This window comes from Streptomyces sp. NPDC088116 (genome assembly GCF_044741745.1).
GTDB lineage: Bacteria > Actinomycetota > Actinomycetes > Streptomycetales > Streptomycetaceae > Streptomyces.
This window is the reverse complement of sequence record NZ_JBIUTF010000010.1, coordinates 68,601-90,388: the sequence shown is the minus strand read 5'-3', so window position 1 is coordinate 90,388 and position 21,788 is coordinate 68,601. Positions and strand designations below refer to the sequence as shown.

The window sequence follows — 21,788 nt, the reverse complement described above, 5'->3', positions numbered from 1 at the left end:
CCGTCCGGCGAACTGGAGCTGCTGGTCGGCGAACACTTGGGCCACAGCTACGGTTGGAAGAAGGAATGGCCCGACACCGCCAAGACACCATTGGAGGATCAGATCGGTTCGGTCTTCAGGACGTTGACGGCCCGCGCGGAGGAACAGGAACACGCTCGGCTGAAACGTGAGGCGGAGCAGCAGCGCCTGCGAGAGGAGCGGGAGCGGCAGGAGACCGAGCGCTGGGGCCTGGAAGCGGAGCAGGAGGAGCGCGAGCGGCGGGAGTTGGGAAGCCGCTGTCAACGTCGCTTCGATCAAGGCGGTTCACGCGGTACGGGCCGAGCACTTCGGTACGGCCTTTGAACAGTGGCAGGCCGCAGGGGAGATCCGGGCAATCTGTGCCGCTCTGGATGAAGCCGCCGCCACGTCGGAGGACGCCTTCGAAGCCGAGAGACTGCGAGAGTGGTCGACCTGAGGGAAGACGGAGGCCGACCGGCTCGATCCCACCCTGAGCGGCAAGGGCCTGGCTTTCTCTCAACTTCCGCGCGAAGCGACAGAAGATCAGCTGCGGCCGTGCCTCGACGGCTGGCACCCGCACCGGCCGGAGAAGGAGAAGAAGCCCGCTCCACAGTCGGCGCCGCCCAAGGTGGAGCCAGATCCGTGGCGCGGTCTCATCGACGCACGTCAGGGTCGAGGCTGGAGATATGGAGGCCAGTCGCGCTCAATGGCGGAGGCGATGACGCCGTGACCGCGGTCACGTAGGGCCTTGACCGCCTTTTCGACCAGCTGCCCGATCCATATGACCTCAGCGCGCAGGGCAACCAACTCGTCGTAGCGGTCGGCCTTGTCCTGGCAACACCACGCCCGGACGGTTCGCAGGACGGCCGCCTCCGCGTCCAACATGCGCTCGTCACTCCGACTGTAGGGGTACCAAGAGGGCTGGGCACGCTCCTGCTCGATGCCCTGCTGCTTGCGATCCACCTCCAGAAGGATCTCGTCGGCGAGTCGGCCGGCCACGTTGCGGGCGATGCGCTCGGTGACCGGCCCCCCGGCCAGCACATGGCGTAGCGGTTCTCGAACACCATGGTGTCGCGGCGGAGTTCGGCGGCGTCCATACCGAGAAGCGATGCCGTCTCATGGAGGTGGCTCAACTCAAGTACCCCTGCGTCGGCCATCGTTCGGCGCAGACGCAGCCTCTTCTTCGGCCGGACAAAACCGAGGATCATCCGCGCGGCCTCGAACTCCGTGCTGCCCCGGACATGGCGGGATGCCTCGACCAGTGCCAACTCCGCCGCGTCATCAGCACGGAACGTATCGACGCCCGCCCACGATGCTACGAGAGAGCCGGGACTGACCCATTCCTGCAGACCGGTGTCGTCGCCTCCGAGAAATCGCACGTGGATCCAACCAGACATGCCAGGGCCGCCCACCTCGAACGATCTCCACCTTGCGAACCGCGGTACCCAGTTCCTTCGGCCTCGCGCGGTATGCGCAGTGTTTCGCCAATCTCCATATACCTATTGAGCCAGGTCTGTTGGCCTCGTCACCGGGCATTCGCCTCAACTGCCAGACCGAGCGGACCGCACTGGGTTGACGCTGCCCCAGCGAGGCATCGGCGCTCTCCATGCACAGGTCCGGGGGCGCCACCGGACACGGCCAGCGAACTTGCGTGGCTAACTACCCGCCGGGCGATGGTCCTTTCACCCATTCACCGCGTGCTGCCGCACGCATCAGAAGCGAAGGTTTGTCATGGCCACCACAAACGACCACTCGGATGTCCCGCAGCCGCATGGAACGCCGCCGAGCGAGCCGCAGACGCCGGACCAAGCCCCCTCGGAACACTCACGCTCACAGAACGCCCTCGCCTGGGCCACGGTCGGGCTTTCCGCGGCCTTCTGCACCACCGGAGTGGTCCTCACTCTGACCGGCCACGAGCAAGCAGGCACCGCCCTCATCACCGCCGGATCCTTGGGACAAGGCGTCAGCCCCCGGAAGTAAGGGCTCGGTCTCGGGGCCCCCGCCGCCGGCCTCACCCCGTCCGGCGGCGGGGGCCGACCTCCATGGAGAGGTACGGCGCATCCTCGACCAGCCCAGGCCAGAACCCGAGTTCGTCAGCACTCCCAGCGCAGCTCCGCGGAGTGCGTTTCCGCACCGCGTGCGGGTGGCGTGTTGATGCGGTCGAGCTAAGAAACCGGTGCTCGTACAGTGGCCAGCTGCTGCCCACCCTGGTATGGGCAAGTGGGGCCACTCCTCTCCGCACGTGCGCCCAGCCAGACCTGCCACGGTCCCGGCATGAGGTACCTGACGAACACCCTTATGGCCTTGGCTGGAACCCCAACGCTTGGCTCGCTTCGACGGAGATGTCGAGAAGCGTCTCCTGGCCGACTGACGGGATACGGAAGTCATGACGCCGCACGGTTTCAAGGAAATCCTGCGGAAGGGCGATGTGGTATTTCTCGACATACGACGCCAAGTCCACGGGCCACACATATTCCCCATCGGTGAGCAGGGACGATCCGCCCGGCACACTGAAAGCCCCACCGATGACGTCGGTGGTCAGCTCCATCACATCGAAGACAGGGTAACCGGATTCAAGGTAGCCGACCAAATTCCTGACCGAGTACTTTTCCACACCTGATTCAACTGAAGGCACGGGGGAACCCCAGGACACCGAGTACATTTCCCGATAAAAACCGATCAACTTCAACTTTGCCTCCGCCAAACGGGCAGGAAGGTCCGCCACGCCCATATCTGACGTTGTCGATCTGCGGAATCTGCGTGCGTCCATTTCACTTTGAGGGTACGTAGCATCACTCCGAATCCGGGCGACCAGCCCCGTAGACGAGTGCGGGCTACGGCATGTCGATGGCGTCAAGGTGGTCACGAAGCACGGCCCTGATCTCTTCGACGCCACCCGTGGCCGGCAAGGGCGACGGAACATCTCCGCCGTTGGCCATGGCCAGGCTGCTGGCAAAGCGCACAAGGTGCGCGGCGGGGACGAAGGAGTCGCGGAGCCATACGGCGACGACGGCGGCCTCGTCAGCGGTGACATCGGTGAGGGTGATGTAGGAGTAGTCGGGCCTGGGCATCGCCGCCGTTCCGTCCACCCATACGTCCGGTACCAGCTCGATCTCGAAATCGAGCACGGCCATGTTGTGGATTCCAGATTTCCTGTATTCCAGGGTGGGTTCGGGAAATGCCTGGCTCAGTGCCCTCTCCAGAGTGTAAAGGGTGGCGTGCCAGGCTCCGCCATCCTCCTCGGGCGGATAGAAGGAGAAGTTGGTTCGGATATTCCGCTCAGCGGTCACTGCATTACCTCGGTCTCAGGGTACGTATCGCGTCGAGCCGGGCGTACCCGTCATCGCCATCATGGACTGCCAGTAGGCGGCGTTGTCCCGCCCATTTGTGACGATCTCCAGGCCCCGGATCTCAGTGTTCGCGGGATTGGCCATGGCCTGCTTGTAGCGCACGAGTTCCTTCTCGTCACCGCCGTACATGGCGTCGACGACCGGGTCCCATGCGATCTCTCCCTTGTTGTTCGCTTTGACAGGCTTGGCCAGTGTGCCTTCGACACGGTCGAGGGAGCGGAAACTCTTCTTCTTGCAGTCCGGGTCCCGTACATGCTTCGCCTCCACAAGGTATCCATCGGCGGGGCGTATGCCGTCCACCATCAGTCCTCTCTTCTTCCCCGCCAGTGGCACCTCCCGCTCGGGATAACCGGCGATACGGAGTTGGTAGGCGTTGTCCGGATCACTCGGGCCGCCGCCACCCGCCAGCCCTCCCCGGTTGAGGGAGTTCGTCCAGGTGCGGAACTGCTGCTGCTCTGCGGCGGTGAGCAGGCGAGTCGTGCCCGGCGCCGGCGGAATGGGATCCGCGACAGGAATGCCCGGATCAACAGGATTGGCCAAGGGAAGGAGGGCCGGCGCCTGCCCTCGGTACGACGCGAGCACGAATGGCACGGGGACTGGTACGCGGATCAATGGAGGCAGAAACGGCATTCCTGGGCTTCGCGGATCGTCCGAACCGTGCGGAAGCTTGACGCGAGCCTCCGACGCGTCCAGCGCGTGGGCAACCTCGCCGAGCCGGTGGATCCACGGGTCCCCGAGCACGGCGTTGCGCAGACCGCCGTCGTACCCGTTGCCGCCGAACATCGGCTGGTCCCAGGGCATGTCGATCTCGAACAGATCCATCTGGTGCTGAAGGATCTTCTCCTTGGCGGCTTCGACATGGTCGGCATACCGGTCGCACGCCTTGCCGAGTTGAGTGCAGGCCGCCACCAGGTTCACCACAAGAGGCTCATCCTGCTGGGCGCGGTCCGAAGGGCAGGTCATCCCTACGCAATATTTGAAGTACGTCCGGAAGGAATCCGCAGCCTCGCCCGAGTGCGCCTTGTCCGCTGTCGAAGCGTAGGTCTGGGCGTCTTCGAGGAAGCGCTGCATCAGCTTCCCGGCATGCCTCCAAGAGCCGGCCACATCTCGTAGCTTCTCCGGCGAACCTCGGAAACGATCGCTCTGGCCGCCGGGCGCGTACTGGTCGGACCACGCCGTCTCGCCCACCACTTCGGGCAGTTCCTGTCCGAGCCCGAGATAGTTCTCCGTACAGTCCTCACCTGGGTCGCCCATGCCGGCCGTCAGGTCGACCTGTTTGCCGATGATGGACGCGACGACGCGGCTCTCCTGAGCCATGAACTCGCGCGCGTTGCGCATCAGCCCCCTGCCGGACTCGCCCAGTACGTACGAGCTGAACCCCATCCGGTCGAGCGTGGCCGCCGCCGCAGACTTGTACACCTTCGCGAAGTCGCGCCCCGCGTCGTCAGCACCGGCCATCCCGTTCTGCCGGTCCAACTCATGGGACAGCGCTATCGCCGTGTCGCGAACGCCCCTCATGACATCGGTCGCCAGCCCCATGGCGCTACGGATCATGCCCTCGGCGATCACTTTCACATCAGGCGCAAGCCCACCACTCATGAGCGTCCCCTCCCGTTCACCGGCTTTGCGACCACGAACCCGCCCCGGCCACACAGCCGTTCTATCTCACTGTCAGTCGTGTGTGCGAGGGGTTCACTACGCGGTCCTGACCTGTCAAACGCCACACGACCAGCTGGCGACCTCGTGAACCTCGCTCGGGACGAAGAGGCCGTGGTTCACATCCCGCCACCCCGACAGTGAAGTACCAGGTCAGGGGCCTGATCCGCATCGCGGGTCGGGCCCCTGAGTGGTTTCCGGGGTCATCCAGGGTGCCGTTTGGGTGTCGACAGGGGCCGATGAGGGGCGCTGCGACGGGGTTCAACGTCGGGCAGCATCCGGTCCAGCCGGTGCGGCAGCCACCAGGCGCGGTTCCCTGCCAGTGCGAGGATCGCCGGCACCAGGGTCATCCTGATCAGGAAGGCGTCGACGACGATTCCGACGGCGAGGCCCAGGGCGATCGGCTTGAGCGTGAGGTCTTCTGCGGTCACGAAGCTCGCGAATACGGAGAACATGATCAGGGCGGCTGCGGTGACGACGCGTGAGGCGTGCCGGGAGCCCGTGATCACGGACTCCCGGTGCTTGCCGGTGTGAACGAATTCCTCGTGCATTCTCGATACGAGAAAGACCTCGTAGTCCATCGCGAGGCCGAACAGGACCGCGATCAGGATGATCGGCATGAAACTGAATACGGGCCCCGTGGTCGGGACACCGAACAGGTCTGCGAGCCAGCCCCATTGGAAGACGGCGACGACCGTGCCGAACGCCGCCCCGACGGAGAGCAGGAATCCGAAGACGGCCTTGACGGGTATCACGATCGAGCGGAAGACCAACAGCAGCAGGATCAGGGCGAGTCCGACGACGATCGTGGCGAACGGCAGCAGTGATGAGGTGAGCCGGTCGGACACGTCGATGGCCGCGGCGGTTGAGCCGGTGACCAGCACGTCGGCATCTGCCTCGGCGGCCAGTTCAGGGGCGGCGGCGCGGATGTCGCGTACGAGCCGCTCCGTTGTCTCGTCCCGGGGCCCGTCCTTCGGCACCACGGTCAGGATCGCCGTCCGGGCGTCCTCGCCGAACTGTGGTGGGCTGACGGATATGACCTCGGGCAGACGCAGCCGGTCGATGCCGGTCGCGACCCGTGTGGCCGCCGGCTCGGGGGCTCCGCCCTCCTCGGTCCGTACGAGAACGAGCAGCCGGCCATTGCGACCGGGGCCGAACGCGTCGGAGATCAGGTCGTAGGCCTTGCGCTGTGTCGACTCGGGCGCCGCGGTGCCGTTGTCGGGCATGGCCAGGGTGAGTTGAGCGGCGGGAACCGCCATCAGGCCAAGGCCGAGGACGACGGCTCCCATGGTGACCAGAGGCCTGCGCGTGACCAGCCGGGCCCAGCGTTCGCCGCCGTACCGCCGATCGCCGGGCGCGGCCCGCTCCCGCCGGTCGGCGCGCGAGCCGGGCTTGGGGCGAAGTCGCGTTCCGGCGAATCCGAGCAGGGCGGGCAGCAGGGTGACGGCCACCAGCACCGCCGTCAGTACCGTGCCCGCGGCGGCCAGCCCCATCACGCTGAGGAATGGGATACCGACGACCGACAGGCCGGAGAGCGCGATGATCACGGTCAGGCCCGCGAAGACCACGGCGCTGCCCGCGGTTGCGGTGGCCCGTGCCGCGGACTCCTCGGCGTCCATTCCGGAGGCCAGCTGCGTACGGTGCCGGGACAGGATGAGCAGGGCATAGTCGATGCCCACGGCCAGGCCGACCATCAGCGCCAGGCTCGGCGCGGTGGACGACACCGTGGCGACGTTCGACACCAGCAGCAGCCCGAGCAGCCCGATGGCCAGCCCGACAAGCGCCGTGAGCAGGGGCAGTCCGGCCGCGAGCAGCGATCCGAAGGTGAGAACGAGCACGACGACCGCGACCGCGAGGCCGATCACCTCACCGATGCCGACCTCCAGTCCGGCGGTGCTGTAGATCGTGCCGCCGACCTCGGCCCGCAGGCCGCTCGACCGCGCCTCTTCGGCGATCTCCTCAAGGGCGGCGACGCTGGAGTCGTTCAGCGCGTCGCGTTTGATCGGGTAGAGCACCTGAGCGAGCGCCGTGCGCCGGTCGGTCGAGACGGACTTCGCCCCGAAGGGGTCCACCGCGCTCTCCACCTGCGGAGCCTTCCCGGCTTCCGCGACCGTCTTCCCGATAACGGCCCGATAGGCGGGATCGTCGACAGTCGAACCCTTGGGTGCGACGAATACGAGTTGCGCCGTGACGCCGGTGGAGGCGGGCTGCGACTTCTCGAGTAAGTCGATGCCCTCCTGCGACTGGGAGCCGGGGATGGTGGCCTCGCTGTCGAGATGTGAGCCCAGCGCGGCCAGGCCGCCGCCCACCAGCACGATCAAGAGCAGCCAGCCGGCGAGGAAGCGACCGCGGTGGCGGAACGCCGACCTGCCGAGGGAGTGGAGCAGGGCAGCCATCACAGGGTCCTTGAGGAGTCGGTACGAGGTCCGAGCAGCGCGGCGAGGACCGTGGACAGGGCCTGCTCCACGCTGTCGGCGTCGATCGCGGGATCGGCGACGCACTCGTTCGAGAGGCCGTTGCACAGGCAGTGCAGGATCAGCGCGGCCAGGTCGGCGCTGACCGTCGGCCGCACGCCGGTCCTTTCGACCACTTCGGTGATCGACCGGGCCGCCGCCGCACGCTGGGCGCGGCGCAGTGGCGTGAGAATCTCCCTCATCCGCTCGTCTCGCGCGGCGCGGGCCGCGAACTCGATCCCGAGCTGCCCGCGTTCGGCGTCGTCTACGATCCGATGGGCGACGGTCCGAGCGGCCTGGCCGACCGCTTCGGTGGGGTCGGCGGATTCGCGTATCTCGGACATCACCAGGGCGAACTCCGTGTCCGCGGCGGCTCCGAGGACCGCGCCGAACAGCTCCTGCTTGCCGGTGAAGTTGGAATAGACGGCGCCCTTGGTGAATCCGGCCGCGTTGGCGATGTCCTCCAGCCGGCTTTCCTCATAGCCCTTTTCCGCGAACGACCGTGCGGCAACGGTCAGCAGACGGCGGCGCACCTCGTCGCGCGGCACACGCGGGATCGGGCCTCGCGGATGGCTCTCCGTGACATCAGGCGAGGGTGTGGATGAATACTCGGGGTATTCGATACCCGAAGTACCGTGATTCGACCGGACTTCGGGTGCGGACGGTGAGTGCATCGTCGTTTCCTTTGCGTGAGGAAGGAAAGCAGGGCTCGACCGGCGGTGCGCGGGGTGGTTTCCGTATTCGGTCCAGGTCCTGACCGCGCGATGGCTGTTCGTGTCCACGGGCACATCGGCCTTCTCGCCACCACTGCCCGTCCTGGCCGTGGCAGTGGGCTGATCTGGGCTGAGCTGAGCTGAGGCGAGTTGAGCTGGGCTGGGCTGGGCTGGGCTGGGCTGGGCCGAGCCGAGCCGAGCCGAGTTGGGCTGGGCTGAGCTGAGCCGAGCCGAGTTGGGCTGGGCTGGGCTGAGCTGAGCTGAGCTGAGCTGGACTCATGACGCTACGGAGGAATCGGCGAGGCTTCGATGCGGTCCGCCCCCAGGATCTCGGGGGGCTAACCCCCCGTCCCGCTGTCCGGTCAGCCTCCCGGCGCGCGGCCATCTGCGTACGCGCGCGCTGCCCGGGGCCGGCGTCGACGGTGCGTCCAGCGCCTCAGGCGTCTTCGGTCTCGCAGGCGACGCAGGTGCCTCAGGCGCCTCAGGCCCCTGCGTCGTCTCCGGCGTCCGCGCTCGGGAAAATCAGGAGGAAGCGGGCCGGAGTTCCGCCTGGTCCTTCGTCACGGTCACCTGATCCCCGTCGAGGGTGTACGTCACGACGCCGGACCAGCGGCGGTTGGCTTCCTGGCGCCATTGGTTGAGTATCCCCGGAACCCAGATGCCGTCCACGCGCACCTGGCACGCCTTCGCCTCGACCGCCGGGCGATAACCGGGGAAGCAGATGATGCAGGCGCCCCTTCCGGTCTCCAACGCGATGGAGACCGCCACGGTCCGGGCGGGATGGTTCTCCCTGCCGAATCGGCGGGCCTTGCGTTGTCCGTCTTGCAGCCCTTGGCAGCTCTCGGTGCGGTGGAAGACCGAACCCCCGCTCGTGATGAGCACCCGGGCGGTGAGGCCGCGAGGAACCGGAGCGCAGTCCGTGCACTGCCCGACCACAAGTTCATGCACACACCGTTCGTCCCCCATACGCCCATGCTTCCGGCTGACCTGCGCCGACGCAAGAGCGGGCCAGGGAGGGGCTGTTGGCGCTCTACCTTCTTGTGCGTCGCCCCGCAGCGCCGGGCCTGTCCGTCGGGGGCGCCTGGGCCGGGGCGGCGGTGGGGTGCCGGGTGTCCGTTCCCTCTCTCCCCGCCTCCTCCTTCATCGCCTTGGCCTCGCTCTTGAGGATGCGCATGGACTTGCCCAGGGACCGGGCGGTGTCCGGCAGTCTCTTCGAGCCGAACACCAGGATGATCACCATGGCCACGATCAGCAGGTGCCAGGGCTCCAACCCGTTGCGCAGCATTCCGTCCGCCTCTCCACTCGTTCCGCGTCGCACGCTCTCGTCCGAGGTCGAATCCGCGCAGGTGCCATGGGCCGCACCCGCGGGTAACATCGATCAACAAGGTTGCTACATTGCGCAACTGTACAACCGTGGGGCGGGTCGGAGGGGTGAGGGCGTACATATGGCAGGCAGCCACGAGACGATGTCCACGCGTGGCGGCAGCGCTCGTCACGGCACCGGCGGGCGTACCGTCGCGGCACGCAGCCGACGGCGCGGACAGAGTCGGGCGCGGCCCGGCCTCGCGATAGGTACGGTCCTTCTCGTGCTCGTCTCGGCCGGCGTCGGCTGGGTCTATCTGAGGCTCAGCGGGAACATCGACACCTTCAGTACCTATGGGCTCTCCGACAACCGGCCGTCGGGTTCGTCGAAGGGCCAGAACGTCCTGGTCATCGGATCGGACGCGCGGACCGGCGGCAACAGCGCGCTGGGCGGCGGCGACAAGAACGACATCGGCCGCTCCGACACCGCCTTCCTGCTGCATGTCTACGCCGACCGCAAGCACGCGGTCGCCGTGTCCATCCCGCGCGACACGCTCCTGGAGATCCCGCCCTGCAAACTGCCCGACGGCAGTTGGACGACGGCGCGGAGCGACGCCATGTTCAACTCGGCTTTCTCGGTGGGCCAGACGGCCAAGGGCAACCCGGCCTGCACGCAGAACACCGTCGAGAAACTCACCGGCCTGCGCGTCGACCACACCGTCGTCGTCGACTTCAAGGGCTTCTCGGAGCTGACCGAAGTCGTCGGCGGCGTAGGCGTGTGCCTGCCGCAGGACGTCTACCAGAAGGATCTCAATCCCAACCGCACCACCCGCGGCAAGCTCATCTTCGCCAAGGGCCCGCAGACCCTCTCGGGGCAGAAGGCACTGGATTACGTACGGATCCGGCACGGCATCGGCGACGGTTCCGACATCGGCAGGATCAAGCGCCAACAGGCCTTTGTCGCCGCCCTCCTTAAGAAGGTGAAGGGCGAGGGCCTCACCCCCACCAAACTGCTGCCGCTCGCGGACGCCGCCACACGGTCCATGACCGTCGATCCGGGGCTCGGATCCGCCGACAAGCTGCTGAGTTTCGCGATGTCCCTGAAGGACATCGATCTGCACAACACCAAGTTCGTCACCGTCCCCTGGCGTTACGAGGGTTCGCGCATCGCGATCGTCGAACCGGACGCGAGCGCGCTCTGGAGCGCGTTGAAGGCCGACCGTACGATCGGCGGCACCGAAGCCGGTGGTCAGAAGGGCGGGACGGGGACACCGTCCGCCTCCCCCACGCCCACGTCGGGTTCCGACGAGTCCATGTCGGGCGCGGGCATATCCGTCGCCGTCCACAACGGCACCAGGGTCACCGGACTGGCCGCCCGCGCGGCCGGGGTCTTGACGGAGCACGGTTTCACGGTGACGGACACGGCGACCGCGAGCGCCCAGGACTACGGCACGACGCTGATCGAGTACGGCCCCGGTCAGGAGGCCGGGGCGCGGGCGGTCGCTCGGCTCTTCCCGGACGCCCGGCTGCTGGCGGTGTCCGCCGCCTCCACCGCGGGCATCGACGTCATCCTGGGCACGTCGTACGAGGGCGACTCGCCCGATTCCCACGACTCCCCGTCCTCCGGCGCGACGGGCTCGGAAGGCCCCGGCTCGGAAGGCCCCGGCTCGGAAGGCTCCGGCTCGCAGGGCTCCGGTGCCACGGGCTCCGTACCGTCCGATGTGACCGACGGTGCCCGTTCCGCCGACGACGATCCCTGCTCGGACCTCTCCTACGGCTGAGGCGCGGTCCCTGTCTCCGTCACCGTCTCGTGTGCCGCGTACCGCCGCTCGTACCAACCCCTGGCGGCGGCCAGCCCGGCCGCGTACAGGCCGAGGACCGCGGCGAGCAGTACGTAGTACTGCACGGGGAGCGCGGGCATGCCCAGGGCCGGGCCGAGCGGGGAGAGCGGCAGCAGGACTCCGGTCACGGCGAGCCCGGCGGCGGCCCAGCGGACCGGGCTCGCCGTCCGTCGACCGGTGAGTTCGATCCCGCAGCGCCCGCGACGGACACCGTCGCGCAGCAGGAGCATCACCAGCGCCTGGGTGAGCAGATTCTCGGTGAACCATCCGGCGTGGAAGGCCGCCTGGCTGCCCACGTCCGCGGCGGTGTGGAGGGCCGGCGCGAGCACGCCGAACGTCGCCAGGTCGGCGACCGCGTTGAGCAGGCCGAAGCCCGTGATGAAGCGGAGGAACGTACGGGACCGCAGCTCCGTCGGCCGGCGCAGGGCTTCGGGCCGGGGCCGTTCGTACGCGAAGGCCAACTGCGCCGCGTCGAAACACAGGTTCTGGGCCAGGACCTGGACGGGGAGCATCGGCAGGAAGGGCAGCAGCAGCCCCGCGACCAGCATCGCGATGACATTGCCGAGGTTGGAGGAGAGCGTGATCCGCAGGTAGGTGGCGATATTGCCGCTCGAATGGCGCCCGGCGCCGATCGCGTGGTCGATGGCGGTGAGGTCCTTCTCCGCGAGGACGACATCGGCGCTCTCGCGGACGACATCGACGGCGTCGCGGGGGCAGATCCCGACATCGGCCGCGAAGAGCGCGGGCAGATCGTTGACGCCGTCGCCGAGGAAGCCGGTGGTGTGTCCGTCGGCGCGTACCGCGGCGACGACACGGGCCTTGTGCTCGGGGGTGCAGCGTGCGAAAACGGTGGTACGACGGGCGAGTTCGGCGAGTTCGGCGTCGGTGAGGCCATCGATACGGTCGGCGAGGACGACGGGCCCGTCAGGACGGCGGTCCGGGGCGAGGGCGGGGGCAAAGTCCTGAGCAAAGTCCTGGGCAAGGTCCGGGGCAAGGTCCGGGGCAGAGTCCATGCCGACGTCCACACCCGAGTCCACGCCGACGTCCACACCGGAGTCCACGCCGACGTCCACACCGGAGTCCACGCCGAGGTCCCGGCACGCGCGGGCCGCCGTCCCCGGGTGGTCGCCCGTGAGGATCTTGACCGTGACGCCCCGGTCGGCGAAGACCTTCAGAGCCTCGGCGGCGGTCGGGGCAAGGGCGTCGCGCAGGGCCACGAAGCCCAGGAAGCCGAGACCGCGCTCGTCGGACGGGGTGTAGTCGCCGTGGCGGGCCCGCCGTTCCACGGAGGCGACCGCGAGCAGCCGCAGGCCGCCGTCGGTCTCGCGGGCGGCGAGAGCGGTGAGCCGTGTCCGTTCGCCGTCGTCCAGCGCACACCGCTGGAGCACGTCCTCCACCGCGCCCTTGACGACCAGGGTGTGGGTGCCGAGGCTGCCCGGCCGCCGGACGACCGCGGTGGAGAGGCGCCGTACGGGATCGAACGGCAGGGCCGCCACACCCTCGTACCGCTGCGGATCCTGTCCCCCGTCCGATGCGCCGACGTGCGAGCCCTCTGCCGCGTCAAGGATCGCCTCGTCCAGGGCGTCCGGGACCGGAAGGTCGGCCAGTTGCAGGGTCCACCAGGCGTTGACGGCAGCCCAGTTCAGCACCTCGGGAGCGGGCGCGCCCTGCCCGTCCATCGCCCGCTCGACCACCGGCCGGTCCTGGGTCAGGGTGCCCGTCTTGTCCAGGAACAGTACGTCGACGGCGCCCAGATCGTGCAGCGCGGGCAGGCGCTTGACGATCACGCCCTGGCCGCGCGCGAGGCGTGCGGCGCCCCGGGCCAGCGCGGTGGTGACGATGACCGGGAGCATCTCCGGAGTGAGTCCGACCGCCACCGCCACTGCGAACGGAAGCGTCTCCAGGCCCCGGCCGCGCAGCGCGGCATTGGCCATGAGCACGAGCGGCGGGGTCAGCAGCATGAACCGGATGAGGACCCACGAGATCCCCTGCACCGACCGGTCGAAGGCGCTGGCGGGACGCCTCCCCAGCCGGCTGCGCGCGGCCCCGAACCGGGTACGTGCGCCGGTCGCGACGACGACCGCCGTCCCACTGCCGGACGCCACGCCGCTGCCCTGGAAACACAGCTGCGGCCACGCGAACACCCCACCGCCGGCCACCGGTTCCGGCGCGTCCACGGCGTATTTGGCGACCGGAGCCGACTCACCCGTCAGCGCCGCCTGATGGACGGTCAGGCCGCTCGCGCGCAGCAGCCGTACGTCGGCGGGCACCAGGTCACCGGGGCCGAGGCGGATCACATCCCCCGGCACGAGCTGGTCGACGGGGATCTCCCTGGCCTGCGCCGGACCGCCTTCCGGGCCGTGTCCCTGACCATGTCCCTGGCTGTGTCCCTGGCTGTGTCCCGGGCTGTGTCCCGGGCTGTGTCCCGGGCTGTGTCCCGGGCTGTGTCCCGGGCTGTGTCCCGGGCTGTGTCCCGAGATGTCTCCCAGGCCGTCCTCCCCTGTGCGGCGCAGCACGGTCGCCGTCGTGGCCACCAGTTCGCGCAGCGCGGCCATGGACCGGTCGGCCCGGTGTTCCCCGGACGACCGCAGCAGGCAGCTGACGACGACCAGCGAAAGGATCACGAGGGCGGTGCCCCAGGCGGACACGGTCGCCGACACGAGGCCGAGGCAGAGCAGTACGGCGGTGAACGGATCCCGCAGGCTCCGTACGAAGCGGCGCGGCCGGGAGGCCGTACGCCACTCGGGCACCGCGTTCTCGCCGTACCACAGCAGACGCTCCTCGGCCTGCGCGTCCGTCAGTCCGCGCGGCCCGCTGTCCAGGTGCCGCAGCACTTGGAGGGAGGTGAGCACGGTCAAGTCGCGAGGGGCCTGTGTGGCCCAGGAGTTGTACGAGTACGAGGGGGTGTCACTCGCTTCGGAGGATCGGCCCCACCGGTTCTGGCCCCGCTGGTCCTGACCCCACCCGTCCTGGCCCCACCGGTCCTGGCCCCACTGGTCGTGGCCCCACCGGTCCTCGTCCTCGCCCTTGGTGGGGCCGGTATGGGCACTCGCCCCGGATACCGGAGGCTCAGGCACCAACGTCACTGATGTGCCGTACGGGAGCGTGCGCCGCGCGGTCCGTCAGCTGTCCGACCATCAGCCGCACCACGGTCACGACATCGGGGTCATCGACGAAATACACCTGCCGACGGCCTTCGCGCCGTGACCGTACGAGACCGGCCAGCTTCAGCTTGGTCAGATGCTGGCTCACGGCGGGAAGCGCGCCGCCCACCCGCTCGGCGAGCCCGCTCACATCGCACTCGCCCTGGGCCAGCACCCACACGATGTGCAGCCGCGCCGACGACGCCAGCAGCCCGAACGCGGCGGCCGCCTCGGCGAGTACCCCGGCGGGAGGGTCTCCGAGGTCGCCGACACCTGCCGTCACGATCGTTCTCCCGTCCCACGCGGGCCGTCGACCCGAATACCCGAACCCGTCGGCCCAGTCTAGGACCCGTTCGTCATCCGCCGGATCCCGTCCCTGGCCGGAGCGTCAGGGGCGCGCGGGCTGGTCGTTCCGCTCGACGATGGTGCCGGTGACGATACGACGCTCGCCCTCCCGCCCCGCGCCACCGGGGCCGGCACCATCGGCGTGGCCGGAGGCGGAGCCGGGCTCCTGGGCCGTCTTTCCGTCCTCCTTCAGCGCCTTCGCCTCGCTCTTGAGGATGCGCGCGGACTTGCCTGCGGAACGGGCCAGATCAGGCAGCTTCTTCACCCCGAGAACCAACACGATGATGATGAGGATCAGGGCCACTTCGCCAATGCCGAACATCAGGTTTGCTCTCTCCCGGGAACCGAAAGTGACCGATGGCTCGGTCGGAGCATCGGCATCTACAGTGCTGTAGAAGTATCCCGCACCGCATGGGAGCCCAACAAGCCCACATCACAAGCCCACATCCGGCCGACCCCGACCCCGACACCCTCACAGCTCCGGGGCCACCGGAACGACGCTATCGGAACTGGTCACGCGCACCGAGCGCCTTCTTGATCGCGCGGTACCGCGCCAGGAGCACCGGTCGCATCCAGCGCACCGGCACCGGGAAGTTGCCCATCATGACTTCGTACCCCGGGATCAGTTCCGGGTCCTCCATCAGCCCGAACACCAGATGCGGGCCCACGTGCGGGGCTCCGTCGACGATCGCCTCACGCAGTCGCGGTACTTCCTCGTCCGGCACCTTCGGGAACAGACTCAGCAGAACCGGTTCCTCCTCTTCGAAGTGCCTGGTCAGAAGAGCCTGAAGGCCCTGCACCGCCGGCAGCCCGGACAGGGCGGCCCGACCTACGACGACCAGAACCGCTTCGCGCTCCCCCGGCAGTTGCGGGGCGTCGATCGCGTCAACCGCCCTGGAAAGGACGTGCATCTCGACGTCGATCGCCGGATGCTCGGCGGTCACCCGGTCGAGTTCGGCGACCGCTTCGGGGAAACGGTCACGCAGGACCGGCCAGAACTGCCCGTCCTCGCTCATCTGATGGCGGTGGACGAACTCGATCAGCCAGCGGGCCGTACCGACCAGCACCTTGACGTCGACAGGTTCGCCGGCGACGAGGCGCTCGAACGACTCGGACACGAGGGCGGTCCCCCGGCGCATGATCGTGTGTACGGCCAGAAACTCTTCGTACATGTGCGCTTGCCCGGTTCGGAGTGCGGCTGGAGCAGCCATCATGGGTCCCTCGCATCTCGATGAGCGCATGGCGTACACCTTCACGCCATGCGCACTAAGTCCAATTTTACCTCCTCTATGCCATATTTCTGCCGTGAAATGTATGTTTAAAGCGATGCGACCATTTATAATCCGCGCGGCCATGCGCGCGGCTTCACGGCGCACCGGGCCCACGGGGCGCGTCGGCGGATCGTGGCCGCACATGGCCGCCCTCGGGCCACTCTCGGGCCGCTCGCGGGAGTTATCCACAGGCTGAGGGGGACGCTGACGGGATGTCGGCGGCCGGGCGCAGAATGGGGTCATGACTGAGATCACCGGTTCGACACCGGAGTGGGAGAAGCGCTTCCGGGCGCCGCGCGTATCGCTGCCCGACTGGGCGGAGGACGCGCCCGAGCGGGCGCTGTTCGTGTCCAACGCGACGGGGACGTATGAGCTGTACGCGTGGGATCGCGCGACCGGCGAGCAGCGCCAGGCGACGGACCGGCCGAACGGGACGACGGACGGGGTGCTCTCGCTCGACGGCGAGTGGATCTGGTGGTTCTCGGATACGGACGGGGACGAGTTCGGGGTCTGGATGCGCCAGCCGTTCACCGAGAGCGTCGACGAGCCGGCGGTGCCGGACCTCGCTCCCTCCTATCCGGCCGGGCTCGCGCTCGGGCGGGACGGCACGGCGGTCGTCGGGCGGTCGACCGACGAGGACGGCTCGACGCTCCATGTCGTACGGCCCGGGGAGGCGCCCATAGAGATCTACCGGCACCGGGAGTCGGCCGGGGTCGGGGATCTGTCGCACGACGGGGCGCTGCTCGCGATCGAGCACACCGAGCACGGGGACGCGATGCACTCGGCGGTACGGGTGCTGCGGCTGGACGGCTCGACGGTGGCCGAGCTGGACGACACCGAGGGCGGCACGCGCGAGCTGGGGCTGGAGGTGCTCGGGTTCGCACCGGTGGAAGGGGACAGCCGGCTGCTCATCGGCCATCAGCGGCGGGGCCGCTGGGAGCCCGTCGTCTGGGACCCGCTGACCGGCGAGGAGACCGCCCTCGCGATCGAGCTGCCCGGCGATGTCAACGCCGAGTGGTATCCGGACGCCTCGGGACTGTTGATCGCGCACAGCTTCGAGGCACGCGCCGAGCTGTGGCGCTACGACTTCGCCGAGGCCGCACTGGCCAAGGTGGAGACCCCGGCCGGGACGGTCTCGGGGGCGACGGCCCGGCCGGACGGAAGCGTGGAGTACCTGTGGTCGTCGGCGGCCCGGCCTCCAGAGGTACGGTCCACGGCCGGCGGGGTGGTGCTCGACCCGCCGGGGGCCGCGGCGCCCGCCTCGGTGCCGGTCGAGGACGCCTGGGTCGACGGACCGGGCGGGCGGGTGCATGCCCTGGTGCAGCGGCCGGCGGGAGAGGGGCCGTTCCCGACGGTCTTCGAGATCCACGGCGGCCCGACCTGGCACGACAGCGACGCGTTCGCCGCGGGACCGGCCGCGTGGGTCGACCACGGATTCGCCGTCGTACGGGTCAACTACCGCGGCTCCACCGGCTACGGACGGGAGTGGACCGACGCCCTCAAGCACCGGGTCGGGCTGATCGAGCTGGAGGACATCGCGGCGGTCCGTGAGTGGGCGGTCGCCTCCGGTCTGGCCGACCCGGCGAAGCTGGTCCTCTCGGGCGGGTCGTGGGGCGGCTATCTGACGCTGCTCGGCCTCGGCACACAGCCCGACGCCTGGGCGGCGGGGCTCGCCGCGGTCCCGGTCGCCGACTACGTGACGGCGTACCACGACGAGATGGAGGCCCTCAAGGCGATGGACCGCACCCTGCTGGGTGGCACACCGGAGGAGGTGCCGGAGCGCTTCGAGGCGTCGTCCCCGCTGACGTACGTCGACGCGGTGCGGGCTCCGGTCTACATCTCGGCGGGTGTGAACGACCCCCGCTGCCCGATCCGCCAGGTGGAGAACTACGTGGACCGGCTGGCGGCCCGTGGCGCGGTCCACGAGGTGTACCGGTACGACGCGGGTCATGGCTCGCTGGTCGTCGAGGAGCGGATCAAGCAGGTGCGGCTGGAGCTGGACTTCGCGACGAAGCACCTGGGGCTGGACTGAGGCGGGGCCGGGACCGAGAGGCGGGGCGGGCACCGAGCTTGGTACCGGGCTGAGGCCGGGCCGGGGGCCGGGGCCGGGGCCGGGCGGACCCCTTGGCCCGGTCTCCTCAGGGGCTGAAGACGGCGTACGTACAAGGCCGGTGGAGAGGAGAGACAGGCGCGACACCCGGGCCCCGGGACCGAGGGGTGGAGCGGCGTTCCGTACCGTGGAGGGGTGTACCGGTTCTTGGTGACTCCGCGATGGTGGGGGATCAACGTCTTCGTCGTGCTGGCGATCCCCGTTTGTATTTTTATGGGGACCTGGCAGCTCGGTCGCTTCGAGGACCGTGTGGACACCCACCAGGCGGCCCAGGAACGGCCCGATCCGGGGAAGCGCCCCGCGGTGGCGGTGGAGACGCTGCTGCCGGTCGACCAGGAGACATCCGGGCGGCACGCCACGGCGAGCGGCCGGTACGGGGACCAGTTCCTGGTGCCCGACCGGCAGCTGGACGGCGCGAACGGCTCGTATGTGCTGACCATGCTGCGCACCGACGGCGGCCGGGCGCTGCCGGTGGTGCGCGGGTGGCTGGCCGAGGGCCGTGAGGCGCCCGCGCCGCCCACCGGAGAGGTCACGGTGACCGGGGCGCTCCAGGCGTCCGAGTCGGCCGGGTCCGACGGGGTGAGCGCGGGCGGCGGGCTGCCGCAGGGGCAGCTGGGCATGATCAGCGCCGCGTCGCTGGTCAATATCGTGCCGTACGACGTGTACAACGCCTGGATCACCGTCGACCGGGCGTCGGACGGGTTGCGGGCGGTGCCCGCGACCGCGCCGCAGAACACTGGGCTGGACCTCAAGGCCTTCCAGAACCTCGGTTACACGGGCGAGTGGTTCGTCTTCGCCGGCTTTGTGGTCTTCATGTGGTTCCGGCTGTTCCGGCGCGAGGTCGAAGCGATCAAGGACCGGGCGCTCGGACTGGAAACGGCCGCGTAGCGCTCCGACCGCACCGGACTGTCCGACCCCCCGGCCACCGCACCCGACCACCGCACCGGACCGGCCGAGTCGGCGCGGCCAGGCCCACTGGTCCGCGTACCGCTTCCTCAGGTCCGCGGACCACTTCCTCAGGACCGCTTCCTCGGCTCCGGGCGCCGGGCGCCGTTCGCCTGGGTGCCGACCGGGGCGGCGGGCGGGCCGGGGCGCCAGGTCACCGGCGCCTCGCCTTGTCACGTCCCGTCCCGTTACGTCACGTCACGTCCCGGAGAGGATGCCCGTCCGGTAGATCGTGCCCGCGCAGGCGTTGGGGATCGTCGCCTGGGCGATCGGCTGTCCGGCCTCCGGGATGTGCGACACCGAGACGCTGCCGTCAGCTGTGCCGCCGTCGCCGCGCAGTTGGGTCTCCGCGCCCGACCCGTCCGAACCGGAGCCGGTGCCGGCGCCCGGACCCGCGCTGGTTCCGCCGGACGCGCCGTCGTCCGTGGGCGAGGGGTCGGGCGAGGCGCCCGTTGTCGGGCAGGTGTCCGCAGGCACCCAGGCGAACTTCACTTCGTACGCGCCGTTCGGCGGCAGCACCAGTGCCGCCGACTCCTGTGACGGGTCGGGCAGACCGGTCGCCGCGTCGCCCGGCGTGTGCGCCACGACGGTGATTCTGGCCGGATCGGCGGCACCCAGGGCCTGGACGCCGACCGTGCCACGGCCGGTGACCGAACAGTCGGTGCCCGAGACATTGGCGATACGGAAGGTGCCGTACACCGCGCCACCGGAGTCGGGCGCGCCCGCCTCGGCGGCGGAGATGGCGAGCTGGCCCGCGCCGCAGCTGCCCGAGGAGACGGTGTGGCTTTCGTCGGGCTTGGAGCTGTCGCCCTTTTCGCCGCCCGACGACTCCGACTCGGGCTTGTCCTTCTCGTCCTTCTTGCCGGGGTCGTCCTTCTCGGCGGACGCCTTGCCGGAAGGGCGGTCCTTGTCCCGCGCGACGCCGTCGCCGGGCTTGTCGGCGCTCGCGCCGCCCTGTGCCTCCTGGCGGTGGCCGGCATTGACGGGGTGATCGTCCGACGTACCGCCGGAGCCGGCGACATGGACGAACGCGGGGACCGCCGTACCGATCAGCAGCGCGGCGGCGGCCATACCCACGATGGCCTGGCGTTTTCTTGCCCGCCGGGTCGGTACCGCCTTGCGCAGCTGGTCGAGGGCTCCGTCGGACGGCCGTAGGTCCGCCACGGCGCCATGCATCAGACGGCGCAGTGCCAGTTCGTCCCCGTCGTCGAAGAGCCCGCTCGGGTCGCCGCCCTGCCCACCACCCGAACCGCCACTCAGCGGATTCAGGCCGCGCACTCCACCCGAGCCGCCGCCCACACCACCATGAACGCCGTGAACGTCGCCGTGAACATCGGCGTCCAGGTCACGGGTCAGGTCACCGTTCAAGTCGCTACGGGACTCGCCGCTGTGGTCGTCGCTCCGTTCGGCACCCGGCTCTCCGTCCGCACCACCACCACCACTGTCACTTCCGGTGACGTCGCTGCCACTGGCACTGCCGCTGTCACTGCCGGCGCCCGTATCACCGGGGCCGCTCAGCTCTTTCTCCGGCCCGTTGTTCACAATTCCGTTCCCAGTCAGGTCGTTCAACGACGCGTTCGGACCGGCCGGTCCACCTTCGTGGCCTTCGCCACGGCGGAATCCGCGCCGGTCCTTGCGCTCACTCATGATGTGGCGGCCTCCATGGCAACGCGAAGCGCCGCTATGCCGCGTGAGCCGTACGCCTTCACCGAGCCCAGGGATATCCCCAGGGTCTCGGCGACCTGCGCCTCGGTCATGTCCGCGAAGTACCGAAGAGAGAGCACCTCACGCTGCCGGCGCTGCAACCCGCGCATCGCCTTGATCAGCGCGTCCCGCTCCAGCAGGTCGTACGCGCCCTCTTCGGCGCTCGCCATGTCGGGCATCGGCTTCGAGAGCAGTTTGAGGCCGAGGATGCGACGGCGCAGCGCGGACCGGGAGAGGTTCACCACGGTCTGGCGCAGATACGCCAGCGTCTTCTCCGGTTCCCGTACGCGATTGCGGGCGGAGTGCACCCGGATGAAGGCCTCCTGGACGACGTCCTCGCAGGAGGCGGTGTCGTCCAGCAGCAGGGCCGCGAGACCGAGCAGCGACCGGTAGTGAGCGCGATACGTTTCGGTCAGATGATCGACGGTGGTGCCCGCTGCCATCGATTCGTCAGCGCCCTCGCGCTGCGACGGCAGACGAGCCGGACGCGCGGCGGGCATGGGAGCGATCACCGGCATACCACCGGGATCGCGGAGCCGCCGGAGCGGGCGCACCGTCGCGCCGCGAGCCGGACCGACCTCTGTGATGTCGAGAACCTCTGCCACTGCCACGCCTGTTGGACACGCTTCCCCCCGTCAGGGTTGTACGCGCATGCCGCCCCGTTTGACATTGCACCAATTGCCCTCATGCGTACCGGATCCCCCCAATGCCCCAACTCTGTGGCGCCACAGAGGGGCGCGCACAGAGACGCTTCCCGACCGGCCGGCGGTTGCGGAGCTCTCGCGGGAAGACGAACGCACATAGTCGAACACGACAACGTCCCAGTTCAAGTGCCATAAGCAAGACACTCGGTCACAGGACGTTCACAGATCCTACAAAGCCTTGAGGGTTCTTGGCTTCCAGGTTCGCGCCGATCGGCCTCGACCACGCGTCGGCCGCCGGCCGTTCGGCGACTCGG

General features: G+C 69.1%; 18 protein-coding genes. 4 read left to right on the top strand and 14 right to left on the bottom strand.

From position 1 onward, the window contains the following. Nucleotides 1-36: 36 nt before the first annotated feature. Nucleotides 37-342: a hypothetical protein gene (locus ACIOJD_RS32540; protein ID WP_401919852.1), complete on the top strand. Its 306-nt coding sequence runs from the start codon at nt 37-39 to the stop codon at nt 340-342. A 321-nt stretch (nt 343-663) separates the two neighbouring features. Here ACIOJD_RS32540 and ACIOJD_RS32535 read toward each other — a convergent pair whose 3' ends face one another. The 8 genes from ACIOJD_RS32535 to tatA form a co-directional block, all read right to left on the bottom strand. Then, nucleotides 664-1,038, bottom strand: a complete 375-nt coding sequence (locus ACIOJD_RS32535) for a hypothetical protein (RefSeq protein ID WP_401919851.1) — start codon at nt 1,036-1,038, stop codon at nt 664-666. Nucleotides 1,039-2,293: 1,255 nt separating this feature from the next. Further along, nucleotides 2,294-2,728 carry a hypothetical protein gene (locus ACIOJD_RS32530; RefSeq protein ID WP_401919850.1) on the bottom strand — a complete coding sequence of 145 codons (435 nt, stop codon included), beginning with the start codon at nt 2,726-2,728 and terminating at the stop codon, nt 2,294-2,296. Between the two features lie 103 nt (nt 2,729-2,831). Continuing rightward, a complete protein-coding gene (locus ACIOJD_RS32525) occupies nt 2,832-3,287 on the bottom strand; it encodes a hypothetical protein (protein WP_401919849.1) in 456 nt (151 codons plus the stop codon). A 15-nt stretch (nt 3,288-3,302) separates the two neighbouring features. Further along, nucleotides 3,303-4,946: a restriction endonuclease fold toxin-2 domain-containing protein gene (locus ACIOJD_RS32520; protein ID WP_401919848.1), complete on the bottom strand. Its 1,644-nt coding sequence runs from the start codon at nt 4,944-4,946 to the stop codon at nt 3,303-3,305. Nucleotides 4,947-5,206: 260 nt separating this feature from the next. Beyond that, nucleotides 5,207-7,399: an MMPL family transporter gene (locus ACIOJD_RS32515; protein ID WP_401919847.1), complete on the bottom strand. Its 2,193-nt coding sequence runs from the start codon at nt 7,397-7,399 to the stop codon at nt 5,207-5,209. Next, nucleotides 7,399-8,004, bottom strand: coding sequence for a TetR/AcrR family transcriptional regulator (locus ACIOJD_RS32510; protein ID WP_401919846.1), 606 nt, complete (start codon nt 8,002-8,004; stop codon nt 7,399-7,401). Before ACIOJD_RS32510 ends, ACIOJD_RS32515 begins: the two co-directional genes overlap by 1 nt. A gap of 687 nt (nt 8,005-8,691) precedes the next feature. Then, the gene (locus ACIOJD_RS32505) at nt 8,692-9,117 is read right to left on the bottom strand and encodes a hypothetical protein (protein ID WP_401919845.1); all 426 of its coding nucleotides are present in this window, start codon (nt 9,115-9,117) and stop codon (nt 8,692-8,694) included. 82 nt (nt 9,118-9,199) lie between these two features. Then, entirely contained in the window at nt 9,200-9,454 is a 255-nt protein-coding gene (gene tatA, locus ACIOJD_RS32500) for a Sec-independent protein translocase subunit TatA (protein ID WP_401919843.1), read from the bottom strand. Nucleotides 9,455-9,614: 160 nt separating this feature from the next. On the opposite strand from tatA, the gene ACIOJD_RS32495 reads away from it, so the two are divergent. Continuing rightward, complete coding sequence (locus ACIOJD_RS32495) at nt 9,615-11,252, top strand: LCP family protein (protein WP_401919841.1); 1,638 nt, start codon at nt 9,615-9,617, stop codon at nt 11,250-11,252. Here ACIOJD_RS32495 and ACIOJD_RS32490 read toward each other — a convergent pair. The 4 genes from ACIOJD_RS32490 to ACIOJD_RS32475 form a co-directional block, all read right to left on the bottom strand. Next, nucleotides 11,243-14,164: an HAD-IC family P-type ATPase gene (locus tag ACIOJD_RS32490; RefSeq protein WP_401920016.1), complete on the bottom strand. Its 2,922-nt coding sequence runs from the start codon at nt 14,162-14,164 to the stop codon at nt 11,243-11,245. The genes ACIOJD_RS32495 and ACIOJD_RS32490 overlap by 10 nt on opposite strands. A 217-nt stretch (nt 14,165-14,381) precedes the next feature. Next, on the bottom strand, nt 14,382-14,738 hold the full coding sequence (locus ACIOJD_RS32485) for an ArsR/SmtB family transcription factor (protein ID WP_401919839.1): 357 nt from the start codon (nt 14,736-14,738) through the stop codon (nt 14,382-14,384). A 105-nt stretch (nt 14,739-14,843) separates the two neighbouring features. After that, a complete protein-coding gene (locus ACIOJD_RS32480) occupies nt 14,844-15,122 on the bottom strand; it encodes a twin-arginine translocase TatA/TatE family subunit (RefSeq protein ID WP_401919838.1) in 279 nt (92 codons plus the stop codon). Nucleotides 15,123-15,300: 178 nt separating this feature from the next. Further along, a complete protein-coding gene (locus ACIOJD_RS32475) occupies nt 15,301-15,972 on the bottom strand; it encodes a hemerythrin domain-containing protein (RefSeq protein WP_401919836.1) in 672 nt (223 codons plus the stop codon). A 340-nt stretch (nt 15,973-16,312) separates the two neighbouring features. Here ACIOJD_RS32475 and ACIOJD_RS32470 point away from each other — a divergent pair, with 340 nt between their 5' ends. After that, the gene (locus tag ACIOJD_RS32470) at nt 16,313-18,103 is read left to right on the top strand and encodes a S9 family peptidase (protein ID WP_401919835.1); all 1,791 of its coding nucleotides are present in this window, start codon (nt 16,313-16,315) and stop codon (nt 18,101-18,103) included. Nucleotides 18,104-18,316: 213 nt separating this feature from the next. Further along, entirely contained in the window at nt 18,317-19,069 is a 753-nt protein-coding gene (locus ACIOJD_RS32465) for an SURF1 family protein (RefSeq protein WP_401919833.1), read from the top strand. 255 nt (nt 19,070-19,324) lie between these two features. On the opposite strand, the gene ACIOJD_RS32460 is transcribed toward ACIOJD_RS32465, so the two are convergent. Both ACIOJD_RS32460 and ACIOJD_RS32455 read right to left on the bottom strand, forming a co-directional pair. Further along, on the bottom strand, nt 19,325-20,773 hold the full coding sequence (locus tag ACIOJD_RS32460) for a hypothetical protein (protein ID WP_401919832.1): 1,449 nt from the start codon (nt 20,771-20,773) through the stop codon (nt 19,325-19,327). Next, complete coding sequence (locus ACIOJD_RS32455; protein ID WP_401920015.1) at nt 20,770-21,435, bottom strand: SigE family RNA polymerase sigma factor; 666 nt, start codon at nt 21,433-21,435, stop codon at nt 20,770-20,772. Before ACIOJD_RS32455 ends, ACIOJD_RS32460 begins: the two co-directional genes overlap by 4 nt. Nucleotides 21,436-21,788: the final 353 nt, after the last annotated feature.